The following is a 271-nucleotide window of genomic DNA, read 5'->3' as shown; positions in this document are numbered from 1 at the left end:
CGGGGGGCGGCTGGTGGTGGTGCCGTTCACGGTCAGCCGCAGTCCGGCCGACTTCCTGAACCTCCTGGTCGAGGAGCGGGTGACGCATCTGTCGCAGACGCCGTCGGCGTTCTACCAGCTCATGCAGGCCGATGCCGAAAACCCGCAGGCGGGGGACGGTCTGGTGCTGCGAGAGGTGGTGTTCGGCGGCGAGGCCCTGGACCTGGGCCGGCTGACCGCCTGGTACGCCCGGCACGGTGAACGCACCCGCCTGGTCAACATGTACGGCATC

General features: G+C 69.7%; 1 protein-coding gene. It reads left to right on the top strand.

The features are described 5' to 3' along the window. Positions 1 to 271: AMP-binding protein (locus IE94_RS36915; protein WP_037925082.1), on the top strand; the 271-nt coding region annotated here is incomplete at both ends.

Origin of the sequence: Streptomyces violaceorubidus (assembly GCF_000717995.1) — a bacterium.
In the GTDB taxonomy this organism is placed as follows: Bacteria; Actinomycetota; Actinomycetes; order Streptomycetales; family Streptomycetaceae; genus Streptomyces; species Streptomyces violaceorubidus.
The sequence above is the reverse complement of the archived record's forward strand: the minus strand, read 5'-3'. Positions and strand labels throughout refer to the sequence as shown.